Annotated in this window: 14 protein-coding genes; 5 read left to right on the plus strand and 9 right to left on the minus strand. The window is 60.8% G+C overall.

Annotated elements, in window-relative coordinates:
- Window positions 1-3: 3 nt before the first annotated feature.
- The 4 genes from ACH518_RS13425 to ACH518_RS13440 all read left to right on the plus strand — a co-directional run bounded on the left by ACH518_RS13425 (window position 4) and on the right by ACH518_RS13440 (window position 6,483).
- Window positions 4-657: a TetR/AcrR family transcriptional regulator gene (locus ACH518_RS13425; protein WP_445370446.1), complete on the plus strand. Its 654-nt coding sequence runs from the start codon at window positions 4-6 to the stop codon at window positions 655-657.
- Window positions 654-2,120 carry an efflux transporter outer membrane subunit gene (locus ACH518_RS13430; protein ID WP_445370447.1) on the plus strand — a complete coding sequence of 489 codons (1,467 nt, stop codon included), beginning with the start codon at window positions 654-656 and terminating at the stop codon, window positions 2,118-2,120. The genes ACH518_RS13425 and ACH518_RS13430 overlap by 4 nt, the downstream gene beginning before the upstream one ends.
- Window positions 2,117-3,238 carry an efflux RND transporter periplasmic adaptor subunit gene (locus ACH518_RS13435; protein WP_445370448.1) on the plus strand — a complete coding sequence of 374 codons (1,122 nt, stop codon included), beginning with the start codon at window positions 2,117-2,119 and terminating at the stop codon, window positions 3,236-3,238. The genes ACH518_RS13430 and ACH518_RS13435 overlap by 4 nt, the downstream gene beginning before the upstream one ends.
- Before the next feature lie 140 nt (window positions 3,239-3,378).
- A complete protein-coding gene (locus tag ACH518_RS13440; RefSeq protein WP_445370449.1) occupies window positions 3,379-6,483 on the plus strand; it encodes an efflux RND transporter permease subunit in 3,105 nt (1,034 codons plus the stop codon).
- A gap of 176 nt (window positions 6,484-6,659) precedes the next feature.
- Here the strand turns inward: ACH518_RS13440 and ACH518_RS13445 are convergent, their stop codons facing one another.
- From ACH518_RS13445 to ACH518_RS13455, 3 genes are all read right to left on the minus strand, one after another.
- A complete protein-coding gene (locus tag ACH518_RS13445) occupies window positions 6,660-7,091 on the minus strand; it encodes a desulfoferrodoxin family protein (protein ID WP_140911566.1) in 432 nt (143 codons plus the stop codon).
- Window positions 7,092-7,222: 131 nt separating this feature from the next.
- Entirely contained in the window at window positions 7,223-7,390 is a 168-nt protein-coding gene (locus ACH518_RS13450) for a hypothetical protein (protein ID WP_186289507.1), read from the minus strand.
- Window positions 7,387-9,090, minus strand: a complete 1,704-nt coding sequence (locus ACH518_RS13455) for a glycoside hydrolase family 17 protein (protein WP_445370450.1) — start codon at window positions 9,088-9,090, stop codon at window positions 7,387-7,389. Before ACH518_RS13455 ends, ACH518_RS13450 begins: the two co-directional genes overlap by 4 nt.
- A gap of 211 nt (window positions 9,091-9,301) precedes the next feature.
- Here ACH518_RS13455 and ACH518_RS13460 point away from each other — a divergent pair, with 211 nt between their 5' ends.
- A complete protein-coding gene (locus tag ACH518_RS13460) occupies window positions 9,302-13,759 on the plus strand; it encodes a PAS domain S-box protein (RefSeq protein ID WP_445370451.1) in 4,458 nt (1,485 codons plus the stop codon).
- Between the two features lie 44 nt (window positions 13,760-13,803).
- Here ACH518_RS13460 and ACH518_RS13465 read toward each other — a convergent pair whose 3' ends face one another.
- From ACH518_RS13465 to ACH518_RS13490, 6 genes are all read right to left on the minus strand, one after another.
- Window positions 13,804-14,871, minus strand: a complete 1,068-nt coding sequence (locus ACH518_RS13465) for an SGNH/GDSL hydrolase family protein (protein WP_445370452.1) — start codon at window positions 14,869-14,871, stop codon at window positions 13,804-13,806.
- Window positions 14,872-14,994: 123 nt separating this feature from the next.
- Window positions 14,995-16,212, minus strand: a complete 1,218-nt coding sequence (gene glcF, locus ACH518_RS13470; protein ID WP_445370453.1) for a glycolate oxidase subunit GlcF — start codon at window positions 16,210-16,212, stop codon at window positions 14,995-14,997.
- A 4-nt stretch (window positions 16,213-16,216) separates the two neighbouring features.
- Window positions 16,217-17,266, minus strand: a complete 1,050-nt coding sequence (glcE, locus tag ACH518_RS13475; protein WP_445370454.1) for a glycolate oxidase subunit GlcE — start codon at window positions 17,264-17,266, stop codon at window positions 16,217-16,219.
- On the minus strand, window positions 17,266-18,723 hold the full coding sequence (locus ACH518_RS13480) for an FAD-linked oxidase C-terminal domain-containing protein (protein ID WP_445370455.1): 1,458 nt from the start codon (window positions 18,721-18,723) through the stop codon (window positions 17,266-17,268). The genes glcE and ACH518_RS13480 overlap by 1 nt, the downstream gene beginning before the upstream one ends.
- 269 nt (window positions 18,724-18,992) lie before the next feature.
- Complete coding sequence (locus ACH518_RS13485; protein ID WP_445370456.1) at window positions 18,993-19,991, minus strand: HD domain-containing phosphohydrolase; 999 nt, start codon at window positions 19,989-19,991, stop codon at window positions 18,993-18,995.
- A 3-nt stretch (window positions 19,992-19,994) separates the two neighbouring features.
- The gene (locus ACH518_RS13490) at window positions 19,995-26,072 is read right to left on the minus strand and encodes a PAS domain S-box protein (protein ID WP_445370457.1); all 6,078 of its coding nucleotides are present in this window, start codon (window positions 26,070-26,072) and stop codon (window positions 19,995-19,997) included.
- Window positions 26,073-26,297: the final 225 nt, after the last annotated feature.

The following is a 26,297-nucleotide window of genomic DNA, read 5'->3' on the forward strand; positions in this document are numbered from 1 at the left end:
ACGATGGCAGCGGAAACGACGAACAAACCTAAAGTGGGTAGGCCGAAAGCCGGTACCGAAGCCGAGCGCAACGATCATTTGCTGGATCAGGCACTGGTGTTGTTCATGCGCGAGGGCTATGCCGCCGCCAGCATCGCCAAAATCGCGGTGGCGGCCGGGGTTTCGACACGGACCATTTACGAACGCTATAAAAACAAGGCGGAATTAATGCTGGCGTCAGTCGATAGGCTGGTCGAAACCGACATTTCCGAAATGCAAGGTATCGAAAATTTGGAGCATCTGTCGTGCCGCGACGGCCTGATCGCGCTCGGCGAAAAGCTGCTGGGCAAAGTCATGCAGCCCGATATGATCTCGTTTTACCGGATGGGCGTCGCCGAAGCCTGCCGGTTTCCGGAACTGAGCGATTTGATCAAGAACACCGGTCCCAAGCGCATTCAAGAGATGATCGCCGCTTACCTGCACCGGCACGCCGCGGAAACCGCACTGTCGGTAGCGGAGTTCGAGCCGGCGGCGGCCCTGTTTTTGGAAATGTTGATTGCCGAGCCGCGAAACAAAGCCTTGTTCGGCATTCTGGAAACAGATTGGGATGCTCGCGCCCACGTCGAATTCGTAGTGCAGGTGTTTTTATACGGCATTGCCGGCCGGAGGCCGTCATGAAGGCCGCGATCATGACCATACTGGCCGGCGGCGCGCTGGCCGGCTGCAGCGTGTTTCCCGATTACGTTCGACCGGCCGTCGACACGCCGGCGCAATGGCAAGTTCGACGCACCGAGGCCGACGGCGCGGCGGAACGGCTGGACTGGTGGCGCCAGTTCAACGATCCGGTGTTGACCCGCTTGCTACAGGCCGCCGAACAGGATAATCCGACGCTGGATCAAGCCGTAGCGAGCATCGCTTCGGCGCGAGCCAGTCTGGCCGGGGCGGAGGCGGGCGGCATGCCCGGCCTGACGGCAAATGGCGCGTTCAGTCGTTCCAAGGGCGGCACCTCCAACGGTATCAACGGCCAAGCCAGCGGTGCTATCGGCACTGGGTTCAACAGCGGGATTACCCAACTTCTGTCCGGCAGTCTGGATGCCAGTTGGGAACTGGATTTGTTCGGCAAATTCGCCTTCGGTCGCCAAGCCGAGCAGGCCCGGCTGGATGCGGCTGAATTGGCATTGCACAACGCTAAAGTGAGTTTGGCGGCGGAAGTGGCGAGCGATTACGTCAGTTACCGGGCCTGCCAACTGACCGCGGCGGCCTATCAAAACGCAATTGACTCAAAGCAGGATACTGCCCGCCTGACCGGCACTCTGGCTCATGCAGGCTTTTCGTCACCGGCCGACGCGGTCTTGGCCGAGGCCAGCCTGCACGCCAGCGAATCCAGTCTGATCGCCCAACGCGTCGAGTGCGACAACACGGTTAAAGCCTTGGTGGCGTTGACCGGCCTGGCCGAGACCGAGTTGCGCGCTTGGTTGGGCAGTGGCAGCGGCCTACCGGTCCCGACTCAATTCCGGGTGGATAGCGTGCCGGCCGATCTGTTGACGCAACGTCCTGATCTGGCAGCCGACGAGCGCAAGCTGGCGGCGGCCAGCGCCGACATCGGCAACGCGGTCGCCAAGCGCTATCCCAGCGTCAGCCTGACCGGTTCGATCGGCAAGCGCAAAACCGAAACCACCGGCTTGACCCTGAGCAGCAACACCTGGTCGATCGGCCCGACCGTGACCTTGCCGATCTTCGACGGCGGCGAATTACGCTCCAAGGTCGATAGCGCCGAAGCCGCCTATGCCGGCGCGCTGGCCACGTACCGGAGCGACATTCGCGCCGCGGTCAAGGAGGTCGAGCAAGCCTTGGTCAATCTGAGCGGCGCCGAGCAACGCGAAAGCGTCGAAGCCCGTAGCGCCGAACAATATCGTCGGTATTTTCAAGCGTCCGAGCAGAACTGGCGGGCCGGCGGCTTGAGTCTGCTGTCGTTGGAAGATGCGCGCGGGCAGATGATCGCGCAGGAAATCAGCCTTATCACTCAACAACAAAATCGCGTGCAGTACTGGATCGCACTTTACAAGGCTCTGGGTGGCGGATGGCGCGCCCAGGATACGCAAATGAGCGTCGGCGACGCCCGGCACGAGGAACAATTATGAAGATACGGCAAACGCTACACCTTAAAACCTGGTTTGTCGGCCTGACGCTGGCCGGCCTGAGCATCGCCGTGCTGGCATTCGCCGTCAAACCGGCGCCGGCTGAGGTTGCCGCCAAAACCAAGGCGGTGCTGGCAGTGGAAACGCTGACGCCGAGCCGGCAAGACTGGCCGACCACGATCAAGGTCAACGGCGCGGTAGCGGCTTGGCAGGAAGCCAAAATCGGCGCCGAAATCGGCAGTTTGCGCATCAAACAAGTCTTGGTCGATGTTGGCGACCGGGTCAAGCGCGGCCAGGATTTGGCGGTGTTGGCCGACGACACCGTCGTTGCCGAACTGCACAAGCAACAAGCCAGTGTCGATAAAAGCCGGGCGAATTTGGCCAAGGCCCGCGCCGACGCCGCCCGCGCCCGCGAAATTCAAGACAGCGGCGCGCTATCGTCGCAGAAAATCGACGAATACGTGATCGCCGAACAAACCGCCCGCGCCGATCTGGCCTTGGCGGAAGCCGAGTTGGAAAACCAGCGCATTCGCTTGCGCCAGACCCACATCGTTGCCTCGGATGATGGCGTGATTTCGGCGCGTAGCGCCGGCCTGGGCGATGTGGTGACGGCGGGCACCGAGTTGTTCCGGCTGGTGCGGCAGGGACGGGTTGAGTGGCGGGCCGAGGTCAACGCCCAGCAGCTCGCCCAAATTCGGCCCGGCCAAACCGTTGAATTGAGCTTGGCGGACGGCGGCCGGGTGAGCGGCACTGTGCGGATGACCGCGCCAACCGTGGACGACGCTACCCGCAACGCGCTGGTTTACGTCGATATTCCCAATGCCGCCGCCAAACCGGGCATGTATTTGCAAGGCAGCATCGCCGTCGGCGAACAGGCTGCCTTGGTCGTGCCGCAGACCGCGCTGGTGTTGCGGGATGGCCGCGATTATTTGTTCGAAGTCGCCGAATCCTCGGTCGCCACCGGGACTCAAACGGTGATACAGCGCAACGTGGTGACCGGCCGCCGGGTCGGCGACTGGGTGGAAATCCGCGAGGGCATTGCCGGCGATGCCCATTTGGTTGCCGGCGGCGGCGCATTTTTAAAGGACGGCGACATCGTCAACGTTACGCCCAAGATCTAAACCGGGTCTAAGCCATCCGTCGGTTAAAGCGCCGGCGGGCACCTGCCAACGGCAGCTTTTTCAACCACGATGCCGAACGCATCACCATTTATCAGCGCCCAAGCGCCGCGTCGAGCGGTTTCGGGCGCGGGAGTAAAATCATGAATTTTTCCGCATGGGCCATCCGCAAGCCGGTACCCAGTTTATTGTTGTTCGCGGTGCTGTCCATCCTGGGCGGCATGGGTCTCAAGCAATTGGGCAAACAAAACTTTCCGGACATCGAAGTGCCGACCATCACCGTCGCCGCTACCTTGGAAGGCGCGGCACCGGCGCAATTGGAAACCGAAGTGGCGCGCAAGATCGAAGACAAGATCGCCGCGATCGGCGGCGTCGAGCACGTGCGCACCACGATCACCGACGGTTCGGTTTCGATCAAGGTCGAGTTCAACATCGATAAAAATTCCGAGGAGGCGCTGAATCAAGTGCGCAACGCGGTGGACGGTGCCCGCTCGGAATTGCCGTCGGCGATGGCGGCGCCGATTGTGTCCAAGACCACGACCGCCGGCGGCGCGATTTTGACCTATGTGGTCAGCGCCGACAACATGGACGAAGCGGCCTTGTCGTGGTTCGTCGATAACGAGGTCAGCAAGCGCTTGTTGGCGGTGACCGGCGTCGGCAAGGTCACCCGCACCGGCGGCGTCGATCGCGAGGTGCACGTCGATCTCGATCCGGTGCGGATGGCGGGCTTGGGCGCGCTGGTCAGCGAGGTGGCGACGCAACTGAAAAAAGTACAGCAGGACGCATCCGGCGGCCGCGGCGACATCGGCGGCGGCGTGCAAGCGGTGCGCACCCTGGGCAGGGTGGCGACGGCCGGCGAGCTGCGCAACCTGGACATTCCGCTGGCCAACGGCAGCCACATCAAACTGGACCAAATCGCCGACATCAGCGATACCATCGCCGAGCGCTCCACCTACGCGACTTTGGACGGCAAGCCGGTGGTTGGCTTCGACATCGTCCGCAACAAAGGCACCAGCGAAGTCACCGTGGCCGAAGCGGTGCGCGCGGCGCTGGCCGAGTTTGCCGCCGCGCATCCGCAAGTGCAAATCCGCGAGGCCTTCGACACCGTGCAGCCGGTCGAGGACAACTTCACCGGCTCCATGCATTTGCTCTACGAAGGCGCCTTCCTGGCCGTCATTGTGGTCTGGTGGTTTTTACGGGATTGGCGGGCGACGCTGGTCGCGGCGATCGCCTTGCCCTTGTCGATTTTGCCGACCTTCGCGGCGATGTGGTATTTCGGCTTCAGCCTGAACATTCTGTCGCTGCTGGCCCTGGCCTTGGTGGTCGGGATTTTGGTGGACGACGCCATCGTCGAAATCGAAAACATCGTCCGCCATTTGCGGATGGGCAAGACGCCGTTGCAAGCGGCGATGGACGCCGCCGACGAAATCGGCTTCGCGGTGATCGCCACCACGTTTACCCTAGTGGCGGTGTTCTTGCCGACCGCGTTCATGGGCGGCGTAGCGGGCAAATTCTTTCGCCAATTCGGCGTGACCGCCGCCGCCGCGGTACTGGCGTCGTTGTTGGTGGCGCGCTTGCTGACGCCGATGATGGCGGCCTATTTACTGAAGCCGCATCCGGAACGCGATAGCGGCGACAGCGCGGTGATGCGCATTTATCTGCGGGCGGTCGAGTGGTGTCTGAGCCATCGAATCACGGTCGGCGTCGGCGTGGTGGTGTTCGTGGTGGGTTCCTTGAGCTTGATGCCCTTGTTGCCCAAGGGCTTCGTGCCGGCGGCGGATAACAGTCAGACCAAGGTTGCGTTGGAATTGCCGCCGGGCAGTTCGCTGGCGCAAACCCGCCGTGTCGCCGTCGAGGCCGAACGCCGCTTGCGCGAGCTGCCCGACGTCACCCAGGTGTTCACCGCGGCCGGCGTCTCCAGTAGCGGTGGCGGCGGCGCGGATGCCGCGACCACCAACTACGAAGTGCGCAAGGCCACCTTGACCTTGAGTCTGCGCGACCGCGCCGAGCGCCCGTATAAACAAGCGGCGGTCGAGGCGGCGATTCGCGAGCAACTGGCCGATCTGCCCGGCGTGCGGGTGGCCGTCGGTGCCGGCGGCAGCGGTGAGAAATTGCAACTGACGCTGGCCAGCGACGATCCGCAAGCCTTGCGCCGGGCCGCCGATGCGGTCGAGCTTGAGTTGCGCCAACTGCGCGGTCTCGGGAACATTACCTCCAGCGCCAGCCTGCAACGCCCGGAGATTCAAATCACTCCGGATTTCGGCAAGGCCGCCGAATTGGGCGTCACGGTCGAGGCCTTGGCCGACGTGGTGAGGGTCGCCAGTTACGGCGATTACTCCAACGTGATGGCCAAGCTGAATCTGCCGCAACGGCAAATTCCGATTCGGGTGCGGCTGGCCGAATCCGTCCGCCGGAGTCTGGACGAAATCGGCCAACTGCGGGTGGCCGGACGCGGGGGCAGCGTCAGTTTGGCCACCCTGGCCGACATTCGCCTGGCCGGCGGCTTGCAGCAAATCGACCGGCTGGACCGGATGCGCAATACCACCTTCGACATCGAGTTGGGCGAGCGGGCGGTCGGCGACGTGCTGGCCGAGGCCATGCAATTGCCGACGCTGCAAAATCTGCCGGCCGGCGTGCGCACGATAGAATCGGGTGATGCGCAACGGATGAACGAGTTGTTCGGCAGCTTCGGCGGGGCGATGGCTATTGGCGTGTTGTGCATTTACGTGGTGCTGGTATTGTTGTTCGGCGACTTCAGTCAGCCGGTGACCATCCTCGGCGCGCTGCCTTTGTCGCTGGGCGGGGCTTTTCTGGCCTTGCTGATGACCGGCGGCAGCTTCGCGATGCCGAGTGTGATCGGGCTGTTGATGCTGATGGGCGTCGTCACCAAAAACTCGATCCTGCTGGTCGAATACGCGATGATTGCCCGCCGGGAGCACGGCCTGAGCCGGCTGGACGCGGTGATCGACAGTTGCCGCAAGCGGGTGCAACCGATCCTGATGACGACGATCGCGATGGGCGCCGGCATGCTGCCGATCGCGCTCGGCCTGGGCGCGGACCCGAGTTTCCGGGCACCGATGGCGATTACCGTGATCGGCGGCTTGCTGACATCGACCGCGTTGAGTCTGGTGGTGATTCCGGTAGCCTACACCGCGATCGACGACCTGTTGAGTTTCGCCCGCCGTCTTTTTGCTTCGGTTCGACCCGGAAACGATGGTCGCGATGCAAGATACGGATTGGCCGAATAACCGGTTTAACGAGTTGGAGACCAAACTTGAGTAGGCGCTGAGGGGAGAGCAATCATGCCGCTCTCCCAAATCTCCGGGGGTGACTTGAAGGGGTGGGGCTAGGCGACTGCGCCGGCAGGCTGTTTAACTGCGGCAATAGGCCCCCGGATACTTTCCCCGATCCGGGGGCGCAGGAATCAGGCAATCTCGGCGCTGCTGATCCACAAATCGTGCTTGTTGCACAAACTCAGGGCGTAAAGCGTGCCGACATAGCCGTCCAAACTAAAGGTCGAAACCGGCACCGGGTCTTTACTTGGGTCCAACATGTGTTCGGCCAGGAATTTGTAGTCCTTGTCCAGCAGCACGTGTTTGACGATGTAATGCTCGTATCCTTTCATTTCGTGCGGGGTGGTGACTTTTATGCTGATTTTGCCGCCGTCTTTGGTCGCCTCGATCACCGGCAAGTGGGTGGCAGCCTTTCCGGCCCAGCGGCCCTGAGCGTCCTTGGTGTAGAACAGGTCCCCCGGCGGTGTCGGTACCGCGCCGGCTGCCGCCGAAGCAGCGTGGGGAAGGGCCAGGCCGGCTACCGCGCCGGCCGCGCTGAATTTAATAAAATCGCGACGTTCCATAATAATTTTCCTGGGTTGTGATGGCTGGATGTGGGCGATTAGGCCCGGTAGCTAACGATAATGGATAAATCCGGCCGGGTAAACCGCTTAGACTTGCCGGAGCTGGGATAACACGGAATCCGGGCGGCCAATTAATCGTCGGCGTAGACGCGGTTAACCAGTTCTTTAAACCAGCGCGGCCGGAAAATAACCACGTATAAGCCCAGTGTGCTGGTGATCGGAATCGGTCCGACGCTAAAAATCATGAACACTAAAAACACGGCAGCGCATTTGAATCGGGTCGCGGAGGAGGCTTTCATTGTGGTTCTCCGCTAATGCGGGCATCGCCGGCTGGTTGCGGCTTGCCGCTCGGTTTCGGCCAGTACGGTAGCGCCAGAATCAGGATGCAGACCAGCCAAGCCAGCAATTGCCGGTTCTGCAAGGTATAGCCTAGCGCGACCGGCAGGCCCTCGCCGATGCTGGGGTGGGCCTGGATAAAGTCGTAGGCCGACATGAAAGAATAGGTTTCGCCGGCGACGACGCCGAATATGCCCAAGCCCAACAAAAATGCCAGGCGGCCGCTGTATTTGCCGGCCTCGGCCCGGCTATTCGTCGTCAAGTCGCCTAGCCGGCGGCATACGGCTAGCGCAGCGATCCCCACGGCCGGAATCGTGAATTGCTCGACCGGAAAACTCAAATAGCGGCCGTCGAACGCCAGTAGATAGGTTTTTGCGACGGCCAACGCCATGAACAGCAAGTACCCGGTTTGCAGCGCTGCGCGGCAGGGTGCCGGAACGGCTCGCTCGGTTACTGCGGCGTAAACCTGGATCAGCAGCAGGCCGGCGAGTGCCGCATTGCCGCATATCATGATCAGCGTGTAGGCCTGTTGCCAGACGCTGTAACTGGTCTCCCAGGATAAGTCGGCCAGATGCACCAGGCATCCGCAGAATACCTGGATCAGCAGCAGATACGCCGTTAGCTTCGGCCAGGCCAAATGTTGTAAAGCCCGCCGACCAATGCCGGCCACGGCCAGAGTCAGCGCCGCGGCCCAGCCGAACTGCTGCAGCCAGTCCGGATTTTCCTGTACCGGTCCGGTCAGCGGAAACACCGGTTCGCGGTCTATGTCCAGTAAGCCCCAATTGGCGCCGACCACGCCTTCATTGTGGCTTTTCCATGGCTGGTTGAAAGCTTCGACGATGTTGTAATCGAAACCGTGGCGGTTGGCGACCTGAATCAAATCGCGAATGTAACGCGCCGAGTTGACCACGCCGGGTACTGCGGCGCCGCGCTGCCTGCCGACCGAGGGCCAGCCGGATTCGCCGATCAGAATCGGTTTGTCGACGCCCATGCTGCGGGCCTTTTCTTCGATCTGGCGCACGATTTTTTCGACGTGGTCCGCGGCGTGTTCGATTGCGACCGGTTCGTCTTCCCAGTAAGGCAGGATATGCACGGTGATGAAATCCACTTCCTGGAACAGCTGCGGATATTGCATGTAACTGGACCAGACGTCGGCATAGGTCACCGGTTGTTTGACCGCTTGCTTCACCTGGCGGATGTAAGCGATCAGCGTGTCGATATCCATGTCCTTGCGCAATAACACTTCATTACCGACGATGACCCGGGTTACGACGTCCGGGTGCTGGTTGGCGGCTTGAATCAGGCTCTGGATTTCGACTTTGTTTTCCGGGTGGCCGTCGCCGAGCCAGGCGCCCATCATCATATTCAAACCGTATTGGCGGGCGTATTCCGGTGTCGGTTGCATGCCGCCGCGCACGGAATAGGTGCGAATGGTGTACGTTTTGTCGGCGATCAGCCGGGCGTCGGTGTCGATATGCTCCGGCAACGGAAATTTTTGGGCGATCGGGCTGAAACCGGCGTGGTAAGGCGCAAACGACAGGCTGCGCAATTTGCCTGACGGCACGTCCGGGCCGGCCGCTTGCGGTTGGTTGCGATACCAAGCGATGGAGCCGTGGGCGACAAAAACGAGTAGCAGGCAGAGCAGGACTTTGAGCGAAGACATGCGGATGAGGGAAGCCGATAATGAATTCGGCGATTATACACCGGCCGCTGCGGTGCCGATGTCCGCGGCTGCAATAGTGATGACGGCAACGACCGCTCGAATCTATTGCCGATGAAGGAATTTTAAACTGTGCCAAAATTATCGAAATAGACGGGCGCGCATCAGCTCCTGGCAAGCGATCCCATTATCCGGACCATTCGAACATTTTGGCATGGCGAGAAACCGATTTATTTTGTTTGCAACGACGGCCTACCTGATACTCGGTTTGGCCTGGATATTTTTATCCGACACCTTGTTGGCTCACATTACCGACACCGAATCTGTGGTCTGGTTTTCGACCGCAAAAGGGGTGTTGTTCGTCGTTGCCACTACCGGTTTTCTGTTTTTTGCATTGAATTCGGTCGCGACCGCTTCGGCAGCCGATCAGGCCCAATCCCATCTGACTTCGGCGGTAACCGGTTTTCTCGATAAGCCGCGGCGTTGGCCCATGTACCTGTTTGCCGTCTGCATTACGCTGGCGACGATGTGGGTCAGGCAAGAGTTCGCCATGCCGTTCGGTCAGCGGCCGATGCTGGTGCTATTCATGATCCCGGTCGTGTTCAGCGCCTTGCTTGGCGGCAACGGGCCAGGGTTTACCGCGACGCTGCTGTCGACGGGTTTCGTCTGCTATCGGCTCCTGCTGCCGCTGGACAGTTTCGTGGTGATATCGGCGGTGGAAAGTTTGCAATTGGCGATTTTTCTGCTGTCGGGGATTACCTTGTCCTCTCTGAGCGGGCGCTTGCAGCGTTCGTTGGTGGAAGCGCAAGCCACCCGCTACCTGCTGCAAGCCATCGTCGACGGTACCCCGGATGCGGTATTCGCCAAGGATGCGCTAGGCCGATACGTGCTGGCCAACGCCGCCACCTGTGAATTCGTCGGCAAACCGCTCGCGGAAATCATCGGCAAAGACGACTTGGCGCTGTTTCCGGTGGAAGTCGGTATGGCCTTCATGACCAACGATAGGGCGGCAATGCTGAGCGGCAAACCTATCATGCTGGACGAACATCTGGAAAACCGGGACGGTCTGATTCTGGAGTTTTCGACCATCAAAGGGCCGGTCGTCGGCCGCAACGGATTGCCGATCGGCATGTTCGCCGTTGCCCGCAACGTGACCGAGCGCAAACGCTTGATGGATACTATCGAGGAACAGCGAATAGCGTTGGCGGCCAGCGAAGCCCGCTTTCGCCAGATGTACGAGCAGTCGCCCGTGGCCTTTTCCACCAGCAACCGCGATGGCGCCTTCGTCTCGATGAACCGCGAATTCGTCAATCTGTTCGGCTATGGCCCGGACGAATTGCCCAGCATAGAAGATTGGCGGGACAAGGTGATCGCCGATCCCGAATCGAGTCTGCAGCAATCCGAGCTTTGCCGGCAGCGGTGGGCCGAACTGGCGGAAGCCGAGTTAACCCAATCCGAGTTATCGGTGCAGTGCAAGGACGGCAGCAGCAAAACCGTGCTGCTCGGCCGGGTCCGGTTGGGCGACGAAATGTTGTTGTCGGTGTTGGATATTACTCAGCGCAAGCGGGCCGAAGACGCCTTGGCCGACAGCGAAGAGCGGTTGCGGATATTGATCGAACATGCGCCGGCGGCATTGGCGATGTTCGACCGGGACATGCGTTACCTGGCGGCCAGCAAACGCTGGCGCGAGGATTACCGCTTGGGCGACACCGCATTGTACGGCGTATCGCATTATGCCGTGTTTCCGGAGATCGGCGACGACTGGAAAGCTGTTCATCGCCGCGGCCTGGCCGGGGAGGTGATCCGCAAAGACGAGGATTGTTTCCGGCGTAGCGACGGCAGCGTGCAATGGTTGAAATGGGAGGTACGGCCATGGCCGGCGCGAGATGGTTCGGTCGGCGGCGTTGTTTTCTTCTCCGAAGACATTACCGAACGCAAGGCCGCGGAGAGCGAACGCTACCGCCTGTCGGAGGCCTTGCGTCAATCCGCGGCTCCCAATGTAATCGCCGCTGCCGACGGCACCATTGAATTTGTCAATCCGGCGTTTTTGCAATTATTCGGCTATGCCGAGCATGAGGTCTGCGGCCGCCACCCGAGTTTTCTGGTGCCGGACGACCCGGACAGCAGAGTCGAACAACTGGACATATTGCGGCAGGCTTTCGAGCAGGGCGGTTGCGCGCGGGAAGTTGTGCGGCAAGCCAAAGACGGTAGTGCCGTGCCGGTGTTTCTGACCGTATCCAGTATCCGCGATGCCCATGGCAATTTTTTAGGCCTGATGACAACGATTTTCGATCTGCGGGCGCTCAAGGCCAAAGAAGCGGAACTGGCGGTACGGGAAGTTTTTTACCGTACCATCCTCGACAATGTCCCGGCCATGATCGGGTACTGGGATAAAGATTTGGTCAATCGCTTCGGCAACGCCGCTTACGCGGATTGGTTCGGCATCGATCCCGCAGTGATGCGGGGTAGACACATGGGCCAAGTGTTGCCGGAGGGGGTTTATCCGAGCAATCTGCCTCGGGTTGCGGCGGTGTTGCGCGGCGAAAAACAGGTATTCGATACCGAATACCCGGCGCGTAACGACCGCCCGGGGCGTCATGCCATGGTGCAATACATTCCCGATATCAGGGACCACGAGGTCAGGGGATTTTATGCAATCGTTTCCGATGTGACTCATCTCAAGCAGGCCGAAGCCGAACTGGAAAAACACCGGTTTCATCTGGAGCGCCTGGTCGAAGCCCGAACCGGGGAAGCCAGGCAAGCGGAACAACGCTACCGGCAAGTGGTCGAGTCGGCCGCGGAAGGCATATTCGAACTCGATGCCCAAGGTTTGGTGCGGATGGCGAATCCGGCGGCGGCGCAATTGTTGGGTTATGCGGTCGAGGATATATTGGGCCGTAACGTGCACGATGTGATCCATTACCGGCGAGCCGATGGCCGGCGTTGTGCTGCCGAAGCCTGCCCTTTGTTCCATGCGGTTGTTGCCGGTAAGGAGTTGCGGCTGGACAGCGAGGTGTTTTGGCGTGCCGGCGGCCATGCGCTGCAAGTTTCCGTTGCCACGCAGCCGGTTTGGAACGGCGACTGCTTGTCCGGCGCGGTAATGAGCTTCTACGACAATACCGAACGTTACTTGGCGGATCAGGCCAGGGAAGACGCGCGCCGGGCCGCTGAGCAATTGGCGCGGATGAAAAGCGAGTTTTTGGCCAATATGTCGCATGAGATCCGTACGCCGCTTAACGGCGTGCTCGGTCTGGCCCAGATCGGTTACCGCGACAGTGTGGGCCGGGGCGAAACCCAGGAGATATTTTCCCGTATTCTCGATTCCGGCAAATTGTTGCTGACCATCATCAACGATATTCTGGATTTTTCCAAAATCGAAGCCGGCAAGCTGGAAATCGAAAGCGTGCCGCTTGATCCCGGCTATTTGGCCGACGCTGCCTTGCAAACCTTTGCCGAGGCCGGCGCCGCTAAGAACCTGAAATTGCTAGTCCAAAACGACGCATTGCCCAAGGCCTGCCTGGGCGATCCGGTCAGAATTTCCCAGATCCTGATCAACCTGATTGCCAACGCCATCAAATTTACTCAGACCGGCGAAATCTGCCTAAGCGGCAACTGCGAGGGCGGCGAGTTGGTGTTTCGCGTCCGCGATACCGGCATCGGTATTGCCGAATCCAATTTGGCTCGATTGTTCGAGGCGTTCGAACAGGCCGACAGCGCCACCACCCGCAAATTCGGCGGCACCGGCCTGGGCCTGGCGATTAGCCGGCGTCTGGCGCTAATGATGGGCGGTACGCTCGAGGTCGACAGCAGACTGGGTCTGGGTAGCACCTTTACTCTGCGCCTACCGCTGCGGCTGATCGATCACTGCGACAATCCGGTTGCAATCACCCGCACTACCGGCGAAAGGCGTCTGGCCGGCCTGCGGATACTGGCCGCCGAGGATAATGCGATCAATCAGCTGGTGCTGGAGGATTTTCTGCGCCAGGAAGGCGCCGAAGTGCAGATGGTCGCTAACGGGCGTTTGGCCGTCGAAGCGGTGCAACACGCGCCGCAGAACTTCGATCTGGTGTTGATGGATGTACAGATGCCGGAGATGGACGGGCTCGAAGCAACCCGGCTCATCAGGCAAATTGCGCCGGCGCTGCCGGTGATAGGCCAGACCGCTCACGCCCTGAAAGAAGAACATATGCGCTGTTTGGCGGCGGGAATGGCGGCGACTTTGACCAAGCCGCTCGATATCGAAACCCTGGTGTCGGCCTTGCGCGATCAGATTGGCATTGCCGGTGCCAAGCCGGCCTTAGCGCCTTTGAGTTTAGGCATCGCGGAGCCGGCGCCACTGCCGGCAGTCGATTGGTCGGCGCTTGCCAAAAAGTTTCCGAATCAAACCGATTTCGTCGACCGTTTGATTCGAATGGCGGCCGAGCATCACGCAGGCGATGCCGAACTATTGCGCCAAGCGCTAGCAAGCCGGGATTTAGAGGTATTCAAGGAGATGGCTCACAATTTAAAAGGCATGGCCGGCAATGTCTGCGCGCCGGAGTTGGAAGCGGTTGCGATTCGGGTGTTGCGTTCGGCCTGGCTTAGCGACGAGCATGCGTTGCGCCAAGCCGACGAGTTGATCGAGGCCTTGCAGCGGGCCATTGCCGAGTTGAATCGAGGCCGTCCCGGTTGACGTCCTGCGGCCGGCTGCTTGAACCGGCCGCAACCAAGCAGAGCTTATGCGCTGGCCGGCGCGGTAAACCGGGGGCGGCGGCACAGTGCGAACAAGCCGGCGGCGAACAACCAGCCGGCAGCCGGCAACGGTACCTGGCTGACCATGGCGTTGGCGACCAGCGCATGCATCGCCGCCGTCGGATGGAAATCGTCCCAAAACACATGATTATTCGGATCGGCGCAGGCGTCGGGTAAGCTGACGCAGGCGCTGACCGCGTCGCCGAAGCCGAATCCGGCCGGATTGGCGACGATGGCATTGAATAAACCGAACGAGTCGAATTCGACGATGTCGGTGGCGGCGAACTGGTTGTCGACCAGACCCAATAAACTGGCCAGGGTTTGGTTGAAGGTCAACGAATATTCGCGCGCCGGGTCGATCACGCCCTGGCCTTGGCTGGTGACGAAAGGCGTCAAGCCCAAATCGGGCAAGTTGGGCACCAAGATCGTTTCTGCGCCGAAAGCCGCCAACGCACCGACGTAACCGGCGATGTTGGTTGCGGCGGTTTGTGCCGCGTTTTTGGCGACTGCTCTGGGGTCGAGGCCGGATTGAGTTGCCAGCGGGATATAGACGTCGGTCAGATAGTCGTTGGCACCGCCCCAGACGAAGTGCAGGGCATTGGCGGTCGGGGCGGCGGTGTTCAGATAAAAACCGATTTGTTGGGCGATGCCCGGTAGAGCGAAACCGCCGGGGACCGACTGCGAGCCGCCGTCGCCGAAGTTACCGATGCCGCTGGTGGCGCCGGAAACCGAGTAATTGAAAAAATTGCCGGCGTTGGCGCCACCGGGCAAAACCGCATTCGCCACCCGCTCCACGGCGGCAGGGCCGTTGGAATAGCGGCCTTCAAAATAGGGCGGGCAGGGATGGTTGGAATCGCAATTGCCGTTGGGATTGATCGGTCCCGGATAACCATTTAAAAAATTGTAAATGCTCCAGACCGAAGAGGCGCTTTTGCCGCTGTCGGACAGCGAGTCGCCGAAGGCATAAACGCTGGAAAAATTTGCCGCCTCGCTTCGGCCGGCGGCGGTTGCCGCGATCAGAATCAGGGCGGCGACAGATAGTTTGTGGTTCATGGGATGCTCCCTTTTGGTAGTTTAAGTTAGGCCTTCCCGGCGGATTTTGCTCCTGAATTCTTAGTGCAGTTGGCCGAAAGCTATGCGCTGCTTGCGGCGCCGAACCTTGCCATCGTCCGGCCCTTAAAGGTTTAAACCGTCCGCACTGTCCAGTAATTCGATCCAGTGCACGACCGGCACTCCCGCCGTTTCCCGCAGGTGCAGCAGGCAGCCGATGTTGGCGCTGGCGATCAATTCCGGTTGCCCCGCTTGCAGTGCGGTAAGTTTGGCCAGGCGCAGGCGGCCGGACAATTCCGGTTGCAACAACGAATAGCTGCCGGCCGAGCCGCAGCACAAGCCGGCATCGGCCACCGCCGCCAACTCGAAACCCAGGCCGGTCAGCAGACTTTCGACGACGTCGGCCAACGCTTGGCCGTGTTGCAGACTGCAAGGCGCCTGAAACGCAATTTTGCGTGGGCAGGCCGCCAATTTGGCGGTGTCCTCGGCTCGAATGATTTCGGCAATATCCTTGGCTTTGGCCGCCACTTGCGCCGCCTTTGCGGCATAGTCCGGGTCGTCGCGCAGCAGATAGCCGTAATCTTTGACCATGGTGCCGCAGCCGCTGGCGGTGATGACGATGGCTTCCGCCTCGGCCTGCAATGCCGGCCACCAGGCGTCGATCCGGCGCCGGATCGCCTCCAGTGCCGCTTCGCGCTCGTCCAGATGGTGAGCCAGCGCGCCGCAACACGCGCTTTGGCCTCGAATCACGCTGATGCCAAGACGGTCCAGCACCCGCGCCGCGGCGGCATTGATGCGCGGCGCCAGCGCCGGCTGCACGCAACCTTCCAGGATCAGCATCCGCCGCCGGTGGCTTAGCGGCGGCCAGGTTTCCAGCGCCGGTTTGGCCGGTACCTTGGCCCGTAACGCGGCCGGTAGCAACGGTTTCGCCAGCCGCGCCAGTGCGGCCAGCGGCGACAGCCGGCGCGGGTAGGGCAGTATCGCCAGCAAGGCCCGGCGCAGCCAGCGCTGCCGCCACGGCCGTGCGATCCGGCCGGCGGCGATTTCCCGGCCCACATCGAGCAAGCGGCCGTACTCGACGCCGGACGGGCAGGCCGATTCGCAGGCGCGGCAGCCCAGACAGCGGTCCAGATGGTGTTGGCTGGAGGCGGTGGCGTTCTGGCCCTCCAGCAGTTGTTTGATCAGATAAATCCGGCCGCGCGGCCCGTCCAGTTCGTCGCCTTGCAAACGGTAGGTGGGGCAGGCGGCATTGCAAAAGCCGCAATGGACGCAGCGCTGCAACGCCGCTTGAGCGGCGTCGATACCGGGGTGGCCGGCCAGGCTTGGATCGATGCGGGTTTGCATGGGCTTAATCCGGGAGGGGGACGAACAGGCCGAGCGGATCGAAGGCCTGGCGCACGCGGCGCTGCAGCGCGGCCAATTCCGGCGCGATGCGCTGCCGGTCCGAACCGGCCTCGCCGCGAAACAGCCGTGCCTGGGCGCCGGCAGCGGCGCAGGCCCGATGCACCGCTGCGGCCGATTCGCCGGTTTTCAGCCAGCGCTGGGCGCCGCCCCAATCCAGCAGCCAATCGCCGGCCAGTTGGGGTTGCGGCGCGGCCGGCGCCATCGCAATCCGCCACAAATTGCCCGGCTGCTGGAAAAACGGCAAACGTTGTTCGCGCAAGTCCTGCCAGAACGCGTCGCCGTCGGCGTCGATATCGCCGCCGATCTTGGTTGCGGCGGCGCTTACCGCGGCTGAGGCGCCGGACAGCCTGGCCCGGACCCGGCCGCCGGCGTAAGCCAGCGCCGACAACGGCCAGGGCTGGCCGGTCAGACGGTTCATGAACTCGATCGCGGCGGCCGCTTCGGCCGGCGCGAATGCCACGGTCGTCTCGGTTTCCGGCCTGGGCAGTACCCGCAACGAGCTCTGCAACAACAGACCCAGGCTGCCCAGCGCGCCGACCATCAGCCGCGACACGTCGAAACCGGCCACGTTTTTGATGACCTGGCCGCCGAAATTCAGCTCCTCGCCGAGGCCGTTGACGATCTGGCAACCCAACACGAAATCGCGGGCGCTGCCGGCGAATGGCCGGCGCGGGCCGGAAAAACCGCAGGCCAGCGTGCCGCCGATGGTGGCGTCGGCGCCGAAATAAGGCGGCTCGAAGCCCAACATCTGGCCATGTCCGGCCAGCACGGCTTCCAGCTCGGCCAGACGGGTGCCGGCGCGGACCGTCACCACCAGTTCGCTGGGTTCGTAACCGACAATGCCGGTGTGTCCGGCTACTTCCAATAGTTCGGCGCCTGCTACCGGTCCGGTATAAAAGGCTTTGCTGTTGCCGCCGGCGATGCGCAGCGGCGTGTTGGTCGCCGCGGCCCGTTCGATGTGCTCGCGCAATTCGGCGCTCCTATCGGCGGCCATCAGAATCGCTCCAGATCCGGATGCGGCAGTTCGCCGCGATGGACGTGCATCCGCCCGAGTTCGGCGCAGCGGTGCAAGGTCGGCACCGCCTTGCCCGGATTCAACAGAGCGTAAGGGTCGAAGGCGCGTTTCAAGCGCTGGAACTGCTCCAATTCGCCGCTGCCGAACTGCACGCACATATAGGGAATTTTTTCGCTGCCGACGCCGTGTTCGCCGGTGATGGTACCGCCGACCGCGACGCACAGTTCCAGTATTTTGCCGCCGAAGGCCTCGGCTTTGGCAAATTCGCCGTCGACACCGTTGTCGTACAAAATCAAAGGATGCAAATTGCCGTCACCGGCGTGGAATACGTTGACGACCGCCAGGCCGAATTCGGCCGACATTTCGGAAATTCGGCGCAACACCTCGGCCAGGTGTTTACGCGGAATCGTGCCGTCCATGCAGTAGTAATCGCTGGCAATGCGACCGACCGCCGGAAATGCGGCCTTGCGGCCGGCCCAGAAGCGTTTGCGTTGCGCTTCGTCGTCGGCGCTTCGGATTTCGCTGGCCCCGGCCGCCGTCAGCACCGCGATGGCGCGTTCGCTGTCGGCCGCCACCTGTTCCGGCAAACCGTCCAGTTCGCACAGTAACAATGCCGCGGCATCGAGCGGATAGCCGGCGTGGACGAAGGCTTCGGTGGCGCGGATGGCCGGGTTGTCCATCAGCTCCAGGCCGGCCGGCAGCAAGCCGGAGCTGATCACGGCTGCCACCGCCGCGCCGGCTTGCTCGACGCTGGGAAAAGCCGACAACAGCACCCGCGTCGCCGGCGGCAACGGCAGCAGCCGGACGGTGGCTTCGACCACGATACCCAGCAAACCCTCCGAGCCTATCGCCAACGCCAGCAGGTCGTAGCCCGGCGCATCGAGGCCGGGGCCGCCCAGCGTCAGCAACTCGCCGTCTATCGTCGCCAATTTGATCTGCAACACGTTGTGCACGGTCAAGCCGTATTTCAGGCAGTGCACGCCGCCGGCATTTTCGGCGATGTTGCCGCCGATGCTGCAGGCGATTTGCGACGAAGGGTCCGGTGCGTAAAACAGGCCGTGCGCTTTGGCGGCTTCGGAAATGGCCAGGTTTCTGACGCCGGGCTGGACCGTGGCGGTGCGGTTCAGCGGATCGAGCGCCAGGATGCGGTTCATCTTGCTCAAACCGACCACGATGCCGCCGGCCACCGGCATCGCGCCGGCAGCGAGACCGGTACCGGCGCCACGCGGTACGATCGGCACCCGCTGCTCGCGGCATAAGCGCATCAACGCCAGGACTTGCTCGGCGGTTTCCGGCAGCGCCACCAGCTCCGGCAGGGTGCGGTAGGCCGACAGGCCGTCGCATTCGTAAACCCGCAAGCGCTCGGGTTCGGTGACGACGTTGGCGGCGCCGAGCAAGTCGAGGCATTGGCGGGTAAAGGCGGCAGATAAAGGCATGGCCGATTATAACCACAACTCGGCGACCGGCGGCCAGGGTATGAATACCGAGCTGAGGTATGCGGCTTCGGCTCCGGCAAAAATCGGTCTGGAACGGATTTGGATTACCCGCAGGGGGTCAGGCAGGACGCCCTGACATGAGTCCATGCCGGAATGACGGCCTTCGGTAATTTGAAACCTGAAATCTGACAAAGAATTAGTCGGAATTGGTTATTTGCGGTTAGCGGAGGGCGCACAGCGGCAGCGCCAATTCGGCTTTGGCGGTGGGATCAGGCGCCTTGCTGTGCTTCGCGGCTGTCCCAACCGGCCTTGATTTCCAAAATGCGCGGCAGGCAGGATTCGAATGCCTCGACCAGGGTAGGGTCGAAATGGCGGCCCGCGCCTTCGCGCAAGGTTTCCATAGCCCGTTCCACCGACCAAGCGTCTTTATACGGGCGTTTCATGGTCAAGGCGTCGAACACGTCGACCAGCGCGACGATGCGCGCCGATTCGGGAATCGCTTCGCCGCGCAAGCCGTCGGGATAACCGCTGCCGTCCCATTTCTCATGATGGCGAAGTGCGACCTCGGCGGCCAACACGAATACCGGCGCGTCGCTGCTGGACAGGATTTCGTAGCCTATTCGGCAATGGCTGCGCATGATGGCCCATTCGTCGGCATCCAGTTGGCCGGGTTTGCGTAACACCGAGTCGGGAATGCCGATTTTGCCGGTGTCGTGCATCGGCGCGGCTTGCTCCAGCAACACGCAATTCTCTTTGGGCCAGCCGACGGCCTCGGCCAGTTGCCGGGCGTAAGCCGCGATGCGCCAGATATGCAGCCCGGTATCGCTGTCGTTGTAATGGCCGGCTTTACCGAGCATGGCGATGGCCTCGCCGTAGGTTCTCTCCAAGCGTTTGGCCTGCACCAGCGATAGGTGGGTCCGCACCCGCGCCCGCACGATCCGGGGGTAAACCGGTTTGATCAAATAGTCGACGCAGCCTGCGTCGAAGCCGGCTTCCTCTTTTTCCAATTCGGACAGCGTGGTGACGAAAATCACCGGGATGGCCTCGGTCGCCGGATTGGCTTTCAGGGCGCGGCAGACCGCATAGCCGTCCATTTCCGGCATTTGGATATCGAGCAGGATCAGACAGGGATGATGCTTACCCGCCAGCTCGAGCGCTTCTGCACCGTTTCGAGCCAGCATTAACCGGTGCTCGTCTTTCAGCGTACGGCGTAGGATGGCCAAATTGGTGGGCTCATCGTCGACGATGAGGATAGGGCCGTAAGGCATGGCTTACTCCGGTATCGATAAATTCAGGTGCTGCACCAGACTGCGCACGGCGGCCTCCGCTCCGCGGAAATCGAAGTCGGCCAGCAGCGCGTCCAACTCGGTCAGTTGGATGGGGTCCGGGTGCTGCCGCAGCCGGTCCAGCCAGATTTCAGAATCATCGGGATCGTTACGGTCGAGCGCTTTCAGCATGCCCGCGAACAAATCATGCAACTCGTCCCCAAGCGGGCCGGCAGCCGGCTCCGGCTCGACCGCGGGGTTTTCGGTTTCAGGCCAAGCGTGGACTGCCGCGCATACCTGATCTATCGCGACTTGCAATTCTGCCGCCAGTTTAAATGCCGCTTCGCCCCCATTCAAGCGTGTTTCCAGTTTGCGGGACAGCTCGGCGACTCGGGATAGCCGCAAGGTTCCGGCCACGCCGCACAGTTTATGTGCCAGATCCCCGGCAGTTTTTAGGTCGCCTTCGTGGCAGGCGGCGGCGATAGAGGTTCCGCACACTGCGTACGCGGCGACGAATTTGTCCAGATAAGTGCGATAGACGTCGAGCTGGCCCCATTGGCCGCGCGCGGCCGCCAGATCGATAGCCGGCAATTCGGTTTCTCCAGTGCCGGCCGCCGGCGGCGGCGATACGCTTGCCGAGCCGACGGCTACGCTTGCGCCGCTAACGCCAGAGATGGCCTTTCCTGCCGAGCATCCGGTCCAGCGTTGAATGGTTTCCATCATTTGCGCCACGTTGAACGGTTTGGCTACAAAATCGCTCATGCCGGATGCCTGCGCCGCATCGCGCAATTCCTGGAAGGCGCCGGCGGTCAGTGCGACGATGGGTAACTCCCGCCAGCGTTCATCCTCGCGGATAATGCGGGTGGCGACATAGCCGTCCAGGCGCGGCATTTGCAAGTCCATCAATATGATATCCACCGTATCGGGGTGGACTCGCAGCCATTCCAGCGCGTCCTGGCCGTCGCAGGCCGTATCGACGATTGCGCCATCTGCTTCCAGGATGCCTTTTGCCACTTCGCGGTTGATATCGCTATCGTCGACCACCAGCACGCGCACGCCGGGAATGCGGCGATTGCCGGCGGCGGCGATCGGCGGCGGATCGGGCCGAAATAGCCCCAGACCGCGTTGGTTTAACGAGTCGGCGACGGCAGAGTAGAGCGTCGAGGCGGTGACCGGCTTGCTGAGTACCTTGGCCACTGTCTCGATACCCGGTTGGGCCAATAATTCTTCGCGCAAATGAGCGGCGACCATCAGTAGTATCGGCGGGTCCAAGTCCTGGCGTTTTTCCTGAAGCGCGCGCCGTATAGCGTTAGCGGTATTCAGCCCGTCCAGACCCTGCATTTTCCAATCCAATACGATAGCATCGTAAAAACGTTGGCTATCCATCCTGGTCAGTGCTTGCATCAGGGCGGATTCGCCGGAAGCGGCGGTATCGGCCAGCCACCCCAGAGAGTCCGTAACAACGGACAGGGCGTCGCGCACGGTGGCGCAGTCATCTGCGATCAGCAATTCGAGCCGAGCCAGTTGGCTAGGCCGGCGTTCCACGCGCTGGTCGCGCTGCAACGGCAACACGAACCAGAATTCGCTGCCCTGGCCGACTTCGCTGGTCACTTGCAGGCTGCCGCCCATCAGTTCCACCAGTTGCATGCTGATGCTCAAGCCCAAGCCGGTGCCGCCGAATCGGCGGCTGATGCTGCTATCGGCTTGGCCGAAAGCCGAGAAAATCAGTGACTGCTGTGCGCTGGAAATACCGATGCCGGTATCGCGCACCCCAAAACGCAGCTGACATTGTTGTTTGTCCGCAGATTCCACGCTAACGCGCAACTCGACCTCGCCGCGTTCGGTAAATTTGATCGCGTTGCTGAGCAAGTTGATTAATATTTGCTGGAGACGCAAGGCATCGCCAACCAAGGCGTCGATTTCGGCAGGTGGGGTGATGATTAATTCCAGGTCTTTATCGTGGGCGGCCGTCGCCATGATAGCGGCAAGGTTGTCCAGTATTTCGGTCAGTTTGAACGGCGCACGCTCAATATCCAGCCGCCCGGCCTCGATCTTGGAAAAGTCGAGGATATCGTTGATCAGGGACAATAGCGTATGCCCGGCATTGTGGACTTTGCGCACCAAGGCCAGCGATTCGCCGTCCAGATGACGCTGTTCCAATAGATAGCAAAAACCGAGCACGGCATTCATCGGCGTGCGGATTTCATGGCTCATATTGGCCAGGAAGGCGCTCTTGGCATGGTTGGCGGTGTCCGCCAAGGCCTTGGCTTTTTCCAGTTCTTCGGTGCGGCGGGCAACCAATATTTCCAACTGGTCGCGGTGTTGCTTGAGTTCTTCCTGAAAGAGTTTACTGTCGGTAATGTCTTGAATGACGCCCACGGCAACCTGGCTTTTGCCGTCCGTTCGGTGGATGCGATAGCGGCCGGCGACCATGATCCAGCGGATTTCGCCATCGGTACGCCGAATCCGGCATTCGAATTTGCCTTCGCCGCCGCTGGCAAACGCCTCTTGCAGCACTGCCGCGACCCTGGCCCGGTCTGCCGCCAGCACATGCTCCAGGAATTTGTCGACCGACCATGCCGACGCTGTGTCGGAATAGCCGAAAATACGGGCGTGTTCGATGGAGCGATACGCGGCGTGCGTTTCCAAATCCACTTCCCAGGCGCCGGTATTCGACATCTCCAAAGCAAAATGCAACCTGGTTTCATTTTCACGGATAACGGTTTCCGCTTCTTTTAATTCTTGAATGTCGGTACAGGTGCCGTACCATTTTTCGATTTGCCCTTGTGCGTTTAACAGTGGCATGCCCCGGGCCAACCACCACCGGTATACGCCGTCTGCCCGTAGCAAGCGAAATTCCACGGAGTAGCTGTCATGATGCTGGGTCGCGCGTTGCCAGGCTTCCCAGGCACGTTGCCTATCATCAGGGTGAACTTGTTCTATCCAGCTATGACCATAACTTTCTTCAAGTGTCAGACCGGTATATTCGACCCAGCGCTGGTTATGATAGACATTCCAGCCGTCAGGGCGTGTCGCCCAGACAATTTGCGGCATGGCCTCGGTTAGAACTCGAAATTCGCGCTCGCTCTCGCGCAAGGCATTTTCAGTCTGCTTCAGCTGGGTAATGTCATAGATGATGACAATGATGCCATCAATTTCTTCGCCATCACGTATCGGCTCGTAGATGACGGTGTATTGTCTTGGCGCGGCCTCAGAGGCAAGTGGCCGAATCAATTCGTATACCACCTTTTCACCGGCGAAGGCTCGGTCGAGGCGTGGCGAAATCTGCGTCGCATAACTGGATGCCAGTACCTCGGACGGCGATCTGCCAATCAGCTCGTCGGCTGACTGAGCAAGGCCAAGAATACGGACATAGGCAGGGTTAACAAACCTGTATTGCCTATTGCGATCAAGCGTGACAATGCCGATGGATATGTTATCCGTAACAGACCGCAGCCGCGACTCGCTCTCGCGCAGCGCCGCCTCTGCTTGTCTGCGTTCGGTTATATTGCGGCTGACAGTTGCCCAGCCGATGGGCATGCCGGCGGCGTCGTAGACACTGAACAGGTAGTAGTTCATCCAAATCGGTTCGCCGGTCTGAAAGTGCCGTAAGCGGGTCTCCACGTCGCCGTGACCCTCCTGTTGCACGCGCGGGAAGAACTCCTCAGCGATGAAACGCCGATCTTCCGGAAAGAAATAGTCCTGTACCTTGATCCGGCAGGCGGCGGCCATATCCGGTAGACCGACCATGCGCCGACCCTCGGGATTAACATAGAGGGGATTCATATCGAGGTCGCACATGCCAATGAATTCGCTGCTGCTTTCAGCCAGCAGGAAGAATTTCTGCCGCTCAATCTCAAGTTGTTTACGCCCGGTGATGTCTTCTACTACAGAGATGAAGTACCTCGGCTGTCCGGTATCGCCACGAACCAGGGCGACGGTCAGATTGATCCAGACGACGGCGCCATCCTTACGCAAATAACGCTTCTCCAAGGAGTAGGTATCGATCTCTCCGATCAGCATCCTCTGCATATAGCCGAGATCGGTATGGAGATCATCCGGGTGAGTGATGTCTTGAAATGTCTTCGTTACTAGTTCTTCCCGAGAATAGCCGACGATGTCGCACAGTTTTTGGTTGACTCTCATCCACCGTCCTTCGGGACTAACTTGCGCGATGCCCACGGCGGCCAGATCGAAAAAGGCGCGAAATTCGCGTTCGTTTTCCTGGATACGTAACTGGATTTCAGCCTCTTTGCGTAGCCGTGCTGTTTCAATGTACGCCCCAACACGAGCCAGTAGTTCCCGGGCGCTGAAGGGCTTGGTCAGGTAGTCGTCGGCTCGGTGTTTCAGGCCTTCGATGCGTTCTTCTTCTCCGGCCCGAGCCGAGAGCAAAATGACCGGAATCGTGCTGGTTTCTTGATCTTCCCGCAGGGCGCTCAGCAAACCGATGCCGTCCAGACCCGGCATCATAATGTCGGTCAGCACCAGATCCGGTCGGCGCTGGCGTACTGCTGCCAGCGCCGCTAAGCCGTCGCGCACCGCCGTGACAGCGTAACCTTGTTTTCGTAACAGCCGGGCAACATAACCGCGCATGTCGGCGTTATCGTCGGCAACCACGATGTGGGCGGTCAACTCGGCACTTAACGGTGTCGATCCAGCCGTTCCGATTTGTTGGTCTGTGCCATATTCCGGTTCCGTCTCCAATTCCCAACGCAGTGCTTCCTCGGCGAAAAAATCGGCGCCCAGCGGATGAGCTTGCGCCGTCCGGGACGGATGGAGCTGCTCTGCCGGCAGATGCGCGGTGCCGGCGAGGATGGTCACGGTAAATGTGCTGCCGACATCCGGCGTACTGGTTACTACGACCGCGCCGCCGTGCAAGCGGGCCAGCTCTTGCACTAAAGCCAGGCCGATGCCGCTGCCCTCGTGGCTGCGCGAGCGGACATTGGGCACCCGGTGGAAGCGGTCAAATACATGTTCCAGTTGATCCGGCGCAATTCCCACACCGGTGTCGCGCACCGTCAGTTCGACCGAGGTCTCGCGCCAGCGTAGCGCCACCCCGATTTCGCCGGAAAAGGTATGTTTGTAGGCGTTGCTGAGCAGATTGAGGACGATCTTTTCCCACATTTGCCGATCCACGTACACCGGTTCCGGCAAAGCCGGGCAAGAGACGGCAAGCTTTAAACCCGCCTTGTCGGCAGCCGAGCGGAACAGGCTGGCCAGTTCGGCGGTATAGGTAGCCAGATCGGTCGGCTCAAAGGCCGCTGCCATCCGCCCGGCCTCGATCCTGGAAAAATCGAGCAGCGAATTGACCAATTTCAGCAGACGCAAGCTGTTGCGATGCATCAGGCTAAGCTGCTCGTATTCGTTTGCGGCGGGCTGCGGGCCTTGCGGAGCGAAGCGGGCCAATAACGTTTCCAGCGGTCCCAGCATCAAAGTCAACGGCGTGCGAAACTCGTGGCTGACGTTGGCAAAAAACTGGGTCTTCAGTTCATCCAATTCCAAGGTTTTGGCATACAGGCGCGACAATTCCTGGTTGGCTGCCTTCAATTCCGCGCTGGCGGCCGCGACTTCTTTGCTGCGGGCGAACAGCTCGACTTCCATTTTGACGGCCTGGGCGCGTAGCGTGTCGTTGAGCTGGCTTTGCTCTACGCCGAGTTGTTTGACGCGGATAAACTCGGTCAAATCTTCGGCCCGATGCAGCACATAGGCAATGCTGCCATCCTTGCCCAGAATGGGGGTATTGATCGGGCTCCAGTAACGTTCCTCAAAACCCTGGCCGTCGCGCCGGGGAATGTCGTATTTCTGTACCGGCATCGCGTCAGGTTTGGCGGACAACAACACCCGCTGCAAGGATGCGCGCAAGTTGCGTTGGCCTTCCGCCGTGGGATCGACGGGATTGTCGGGAAAAATTTGAAACATCGTTTTCCCCAAGATGTCTTCCCGGCGAGTCAAGGTGGCGCGGGTATAGGCATCGCTGGCGGCGACGATCTCCAATTGTGGATTTAACACCAGGTAAAGGTCGGGCGACGATTCGAACAGTAAGCGGAAATCCAAATCATCAAGGGTTGGGATGGAATTATTCATTATTCGAAGCACCCGTCAGATTATTCCTACGGTTTCGGAAACCCTGAATTTTAGCCGGTTATTCAAATTGTTCTATCGAACCGTGGCCTATGCCACATCTAACACCAACCGCGGCTATCACCGCTGTCTGTCTTTGTTTCATCTGGAACGAGTCGTTGACGTGTGTTGTGTGCCGTTCGTGCCCTCTAGGGCATATATGCGGTGCAAGGTCGAAGTATGAGTGGC

Source organism: Methylomonas sp. HW2-6 (assembly GCF_052474525.1).